The sequence below is a fragment of the Providencia sp. JGM181 genome (assembly GCF_018257375.1).
Classification (GTDB): domain Bacteria; phylum Pseudomonadota; class Gammaproteobacteria; order Enterobacterales; family Enterobacteriaceae; genus Providencia; species Providencia lanzhouensis.
On record NZ_JAERJY010000182.1, the window covers coordinates 1 to 5,936 of the forward strand.

8 protein-coding genes are annotated in these 5,936 nt (G+C 37.7%); 5 read left to right on the forward strand and 3 right to left on the reverse strand.

Annotated features, from left to right (window positions below):
* Window positions 1-83: 83 nt before the first annotated feature.
* Window positions 84-416 (forward strand): MliC family protein, encoded by a 333-nt coding sequence (locus JK188_RS16025; RefSeq protein WP_211885540.1) that lies wholly within the window; start codon window positions 84-86, stop codon window positions 414-416.
* Between the two features lie 78 nt (window positions 417-494).
* Here JK188_RS16025 and JK188_RS16030 read toward each other — a convergent pair whose 3' ends face one another.
* Complete coding sequence (locus JK188_RS16030; protein ID WP_211885539.1) at window positions 495-1,403, reverse strand: AEC family transporter; 909 nt, start codon at window positions 1,401-1,403, stop codon at window positions 495-497.
* Window positions 1,404-1,620: 217 nt separating this feature from the next.
* Between JK188_RS16030 and JK188_RS16035 the strand changes: the two genes are divergently transcribed.
* Window positions 1,621-2,160 carry an NADAR family protein gene (locus JK188_RS16035; protein WP_211885538.1) on the forward strand — a complete coding sequence of 180 codons (540 nt, stop codon included), beginning with the start codon at window positions 1,621-1,623 and terminating at the stop codon, window positions 2,158-2,160.
* Window positions 2,161-2,223: 63 nt separating this feature from the next.
* Here the strand turns inward: JK188_RS16035 and JK188_RS16040 are convergent, their stop codons facing one another.
* Window positions 2,224-2,682: a GNAT family N-acetyltransferase gene (locus JK188_RS16040; RefSeq protein WP_211885536.1), complete on the reverse strand. Its 459-nt coding sequence runs from the start codon at window positions 2,680-2,682 to the stop codon at window positions 2,224-2,226.
* Between the two features lie 102 nt (window positions 2,683-2,784).
* Between JK188_RS16040 and pdxR the strand changes: the two genes are divergently transcribed.
* The 3 genes from pdxR to JK188_RS16055 all read left to right on the forward strand — a co-directional run bounded on the left by pdxR (window position 2,785) and on the right by JK188_RS16055 (window position 5,521).
* A complete protein-coding gene (gene pdxR / locus JK188_RS16045) occupies window positions 2,785-4,272 on the forward strand; it encodes a MocR-like pyridoxine biosynthesis transcription factor PdxR (RefSeq protein ID WP_211885534.1) in 1,488 nt (495 codons plus the stop codon).
* Between the two features lie 94 nt (window positions 4,273-4,366).
* On the forward strand, window positions 4,367-4,948 hold the full coding sequence (locus JK188_RS16050) for a YebB family permuted papain-like enzyme (protein ID WP_132495908.1): 582 nt from the start codon (window positions 4,367-4,369) through the stop codon (window positions 4,946-4,948).
* 246 nt (window positions 4,949-5,194) lie between these two features.
* A complete protein-coding gene (locus JK188_RS16055; RefSeq protein ID WP_036948116.1) occupies window positions 5,195-5,521 on the forward strand; it encodes a hypothetical protein in 327 nt (108 codons plus the stop codon).
* A gap of 116 nt (window positions 5,522-5,637) precedes the next feature.
* Here JK188_RS16055 and JK188_RS16060 read toward each other — a convergent pair.
* Window positions 5,638-5,936: hypothetical protein (locus tag JK188_RS16060; protein ID WP_211888670.1), on the reverse strand; the 299-nt coding region annotated here is incomplete at its 5' end.

A 5,936-nucleotide genomic window follows, 5' to 3' on the forward strand; every position in this document is an offset into this window, starting at 1 on the left:
AAGTAATACTATGTCGCTGTAGCTTATGGTTTCAATGTTTATGAACGCTGGTATAAATACTTAAAAGGTATTAAGGAAATCCAATGAAAAAAACTCTTTTAGTTTCTTCTATCGCTGCATTATCAATTTTGGCTGCATATTCATCTGCATTCGCAGCTAAAACACAAACCTATAACTGTGATGGACAAAAAATTAAAGTTTCTTTTCCTAATCAAGATACAGCAGTGATGCTTTACAGCGATGAACTGATTTTACTGAAAAGCAAAGAAGCCGGGAGTGGCGCTCGCTATGTTGGTGAAAACTTCCAACTATGGAGCAGCAAAGCAGGCTTAAACTTAGCCACTATTTCTGAAGATGATGCTGTTAATAACCGTATTTCTGACGACAAAGGTCGTGATTGCAAGCTGGTTAAATAATTGCATATCTAACTGCACATAATCGTAAAAAGCAGCAACGTAATTATTATGATGCTGCTTTTTTATATAAAAATAATCTTATTGGATAATTAATGTTAAAACTAGCGGTAATGTAATAACGGCAAGAATAGTTTGGAAAGTAATAATCCCTGCTATTAATTGGCTATCTCCATTAAGCTGCTTAGTTAAAATATAGGATGTTGGTGCGGTAGGTATGGAGAAAAAGATAACTAAAAGCACACTTTCTAATGTAGGTAATTCAAATAAATAAGCCGTAAATGAGGCTAGAATAGGCATAGCAAGCAAGCGAAATAATGTTGAAACCATAATAGGTTTAAACTCTTTTCTGAGCGTTGCTGTTTGTAATGCCCCACCAATACAAATTAGCCCCAAAGGTAAACTGGCTGCAGCCAATAATTTTAAAAATTGATCAGACCCAAATGGTAAACCTATCGGTAATAAATTTAATAATATTCCGACAACACAAGAAATAATCAATGGGTTTTTCACAATAGGCATGACTAGCTGCTTTAATGAAACTTTTTTTCCTGCACTTAACGACAGTACTGCAATAACATTACAGCTGGGAACTAAAATCGCCATAATCACCGCTGAAATCGCAATCCCTTCCGATCCAAAAAGATCCGCAACAATCGCCAACCCTAAATAAGTATTAAAACGAATAATTCCTTGAATGTGAGCTCCAAATCGTGGAATTGGTATTCTAAATAAATATTTATTTATCACGACAAGCAGTGAACTTACAGCAAGGATGAAAAAAATGGCGCCGGCAAGATAGGGTAATTTGGGGTTATTGAGCGGTGCATTCGCCAAACTGTTTATTAATAATGCAGGGAATAAAATAAAGTAATTGAGTTTTTCTGCACTAGGCCAAAAATCGGCAGAAAATAGTGCCGTTCTACGTAAAACAAAACCCATTGCGATGAGAGCAAACAACGGCCACAACACGAGTAAGATCTTTTCCATGATTAAGAAATTCTTTTTTTTCAAACCATTATGAATTGATAAATGTGACTATATCGTTAAAATTAATGGGATGTTAGTTAAAAAAAGCGATGTTGCTAGATACCCTTCCAGAGTGTGAACTTTATTCAAAAATACAGTGCAGGTTATTCTGATAGCCAACACATTTATTTATCGTTACTCTCATTAAATCTAATTATTATTTTTTCAAGTTATTCCTATGGATATAAAAAACCTTTGTAAGCTCTACCGAACTGGTAAGAAATTTAAGTATGTCTTTTTCTGGGGGCATCAAACCAAGCAACAGCAAGTCACAAAAAGCTGTTTTAGCCAATGGTACCCTGCCCCTTTTATCGTTGATGGTAACCGTTTCGCCAGTGCTGAACATTTTATGATGGCAGAAAAAGCACGTTTATTTGGCGATAGTGAAATTCTGCAAAAAATTATCCATGCTCCGAATCCTGGAGCAGCAAAAGCCTTTGGACGAGAAGTTCGAGGCTTTAAACAAGATATTTGGGATGCAAACAGATTTGATATTGTTGTAAAAGCTAATTTGGCCAAGTTTTCTCAAAATGATGCACTAAAGCAGTTCTTATTGGCAACCAATGAGCGCGTCCTTGTGGAAGCGAGCCCTGTCGATAAAATATGGGGAATTGGTTTAGCGGAAGATGCGGAGAATATTGAAAATCCGCTTACATGGAAAGGCTTAAATTTATTGGGCTTTGCATTAATGGAAGTACGGACACAATTAGCCAATTAAGATTTTTAGCACAAATATCCCGCTGTTATCAAACAGCGGGTCTTCATTTTATTAAATACTCATTTATAGTGGCATTCTATATTCAATAACGCCCGGTTTTTCTGCGACCCAATTGTATAACTTTTGTCCACGTAAATTGGTTTCCTGGGTATGCCAATATAAACGTCCACACTGTTTCTGCTGCGCTTGTTGCTGAACAAACTCAATTAATTGCTTCCCTACATGGCGACCACGAACTTCAGGGGTCACATAAAGATCTTCTAAATAACAAAAATCATTTTCTGCCCAAGTGGAACGGTGGTAAAGATAGTTCACAAAACCAACCACTTTGTTCCCTTCCAACGCAACAGCACAATGCATTGGCTCTTTTTCATCGAAGAAACGCGCCCATGCTTTTAATGTAATTTCTTCACTTAAATCCACTTGATAAAATTTTTGATACTCCAACCAATAAACTAACCATTCTGGGTAGTGCTCAGGAGAAACAAACTCAATAGATACCAGTAGTTCTGCATTATTCATAATAACCCTTCCATTTGTAGACATATAACTGAATGAGGTTATAGTACAGAGCTATCTGGTACTGTATAAGATACACTTTTGTTATTTATTTAGGATCCACTTATGAGAAGAAAGCAGCAAGCTCAGTTCCCACTGTTATTAATTGAACAGGGTCGAATTAATGAAGGGGTTTACCATACGATCCGTAATGCAATATTGGATGGACGAATTGCTGCTGGCCTAAAATTACCTTCGACTCGGGCGTTGGCTGAGATGATGTCAATTTCGCGCAACTCAGTCATTGCTGGATTTGAACGCCTAATCGATGAAGGTTATTTATATTCAAAGCAAGGCTCTGGAACGTATGTTTCTGCACAAATTCCTGACGAGTTAGTTCGTACAATAACCACCAATCAAGCCGCTTTCCAACGAGAGAATCCTGCACTTTATCTGAACCCCATATTGAATAACCTTCAGCCACTTTGGGCACAGTCTCGCCCCAATACCAATAAGCGCTCAATATTTAATATTGGCGTTGGTTGTGTTGATCAGTTTCCCCATGACCTTTGGGGGCGGTTATTAGGAAGAGTTTGGCGAAAATCCAAGCATGATATCACGCACTATAATCATCCTGATGGCTATATACCACTCAAAAAATTATTAGCTGATTATGTGCGTTCAACCCGAGGTGTTCATTGCAATGACAAGCAAATTATTATCGTCAACGGAACCCAGCAGGCAATAAATTTAGTAGCTAAAGTCTTATTAAAACAAAGCGATACTGTTTGGCTCGATGACCCTGGTTATGATAGTGCTCGTGCAATTTTAACCGCCGCTGGCGCCAATATTTCACCGATCCCTTCCGATAATGAAGGGATGAATATTGAATACGCGGCTGCATATCATGGTGATGCCAAACTGATTTACACTACACCATCACATCAATTTCCACTTGGAACAACTTTAAGTCTACCCCGCCGTCTTGCACTATTAGATTGGGCGCAACAGAACAATGCTTGGATATTTGAGGACGATTACAACAGCGAATTTCGTTTTCTATCCAAACCGATTCAAGCCTTACAAGGGCTTGATAATCATCAACGTGTTATATATGCCGGTACATTTTCTAAAATGATGTATCCCGGTTTTCGCCTTGGATTTTTAATTGTGCCAGAAAGTCTGAGTGAAACTTTTACGATGATGAAATATTACAGTGACAGTCATTGTAGTTATTTAGAACAAGCCGCTTTAGCGCAGTTTATTCAAGAAGGTCATTACGCGAGACATATTCGTAAGATCCGCAAAATTTGTTATGAACGCCAAACTGCTTTTTGCCAATCCATCAATCAATATCTCCCGCATATTTTTGATGCCCAAATGAATGATTCAGGAATCCATACCGTCTGTTGGGTAAGAAAAGGCTATAACTTAGAGATTATCCTAGAACAGTGTCGTAACCTTGGTTTTGGTGCACAGCCATTATCTCGTTATTGTATTAACAGCCAAAATAATGATGCCATTCTATTTGGATATGCCGCCCACACTGAACAAGAGATCATCCAGAACATTCAGTTATTAAGTGAGGCATTGTTGAAAATATACCCAGGTTAAACAGAAATGATATTCGCCGCAATTCCGATTGCCGCTAGTATTGGACGGCTTATAAGATGACCTCAATGTAACTTTTCACTCTATTGAGGTGTCTATGACAAAAATAAGCTACCCATATGAACTGGAAATCGGTGACATTGTTTTCACCAGTATCGGCACTGAAGTTTTTCGCCAAATCGCTTCTGCATCAAAGTGTTGGAGTAACCATGTGGGCATGATCGTTGGTCATGATGGAGAAGACTATTTAGTCGCAGAAAGCCGCATTCCTTTATCGACCACCACCACATTATCCCGTTTTATTGCCCGCTCATCTGAGCATCGTTACAGTGTGCGCCGCTTATCCACACATTTAACCGAGGCACAAAAACAGGCATTAGTGACACAAGTTTTTCCACGATTAAATAAGTTTTACCATACTGGGTTTAAATATGATTCATCACGCCAGTTTTGCTCAAAATTTGTATTCGATATTTACCAATCTGCCTTATCTATTCGCATTGGTGAAATCGAAACTTTCCAAGAATTATTAACAAAAAATCCGAATGCTAAATTAAAATTCTGGAAGCTGTGGTTTATTGGTTCCATTCCTTGGGAGCGCACGACCGTCACCCCTGCTAGCTTATGGCATCATCCAGAGCTTTCTTTGGTGTACCGTAGTCACGAAGATATTCATTAATCCCTGCATTTAACAACTGATTGATTGACTCTGACTACACAGATAAAGAGCCCTGAACCACAGGGCTTTAGCTAGCAACTCAACGTTTTTAGGAGTAACTTCAGCACTATCTTCACGCTATTTTTTGACTCTATTTCCTCATCAAAATACCCTCCTACCCCATACACCGATTTTTATGCCCGTTCGTTTGTTCAAAACGCAATTAATGGATGAGCACGTTCAGTAAAAGGATTGAGGAGAAACGTAATGGCGAATCAATTCCGAGAAAAACAAGTCCCTTTAATGTTATTTGTTTCTTACAGCGATAATTCATTTAAACAGCATCATCCAAGAGCATCTCATGGGGGAAATAATATGGATTCAAAGTTAAATAGCTTAGAAAAAGAGATCGATAAAATGAAAAATGATCTGCATGAAGTCAAAACCAATATCGCCGTAATTAAATCCAACTATTCCACCAAAGAAGCTTTAGCCGCCAGCGCCAATAAAATCATTCTATGGTTTGTGGGTAGTGTGATATTGACTCAATTACTACCAGTGGTGGCTAGAGTTGTGGATGTGTGGGTAAAGTGATTAGCAATTATATTAATGAAATTGCCTTACTTATCTTGATTATTAGAACCACAAAAAAAGGCACTCGCCCCCGAGTGCCTTTTGGCTATTACCTTAAGCAGCTTACTCCTTAATATTTAAGCTGCTACATTTAACTTAGACAAAAATTCATGCAAACATTTTGGAGTTTCTGCATATTGACTTAACTCAGAAATACAATTTAATTTTGACAGTTGCAATCTAACATTTCCTTTTTCTTTAAATATACAACGTCCTGTTTTTTTACACCGATCTTCTTTTATTTTTTGCAGGAAAATTCTAAAAAACTCTAAGTTCTGTTTCCCTCTAAACCATAATTCTCCATTTAAATTTTCTAAATAACATTTAGATTCATCCAAGTTAATAATCAAGTCACTTGGCAATTCAGAGAATATAG

Excerpts from the sequence above, each read along its gene's own strand:
- JK188_RS16025 (WP_211885540.1), top strand. The coding sequence starts at position 84 with ATGAAAAAAACTCTTTTAGTTTCTTCTATCGCTGCATTATCAATTTTG.
- JK188_RS16030 (WP_211885539.1), bottom strand. The coding sequence starts at position 1,403 with ATGGAAAAGATCTTACTCGTGTTGTGGCCGTTGTTTGCTCTCATCGCA.
- JK188_RS16035 (WP_211885538.1), top strand. The coding sequence starts at position 1,621 with ATGGATATAAAAAACCTTTGTAAGCTCTACCGAACTGGTAAGAAATTT.
- JK188_RS16040 (WP_211885536.1), bottom strand. The coding sequence starts at position 2,682 with ATGAATAATGCAGAACTACTGGTATCTATTGAGTTTGTTTCTCCTGAG.
- pdxR (WP_211885534.1), top strand. The coding sequence starts at position 2,785 with ATGAGAAGAAAGCAGCAAGCTCAGTTCCCACTGTTATTAATTGAACAG.
- JK188_RS16050 (WP_132495908.1), top strand. The coding sequence starts at position 4,367 with ATGACAAAAATAAGCTACCCATATGAACTGGAAATCGGTGACATTGTT.
- JK188_RS16055 (WP_036948116.1), top strand. The coding sequence starts at position 5,195 with ATGGCGAATCAATTCCGAGAAAAACAAGTCCCTTTAATGTTATTTGTT.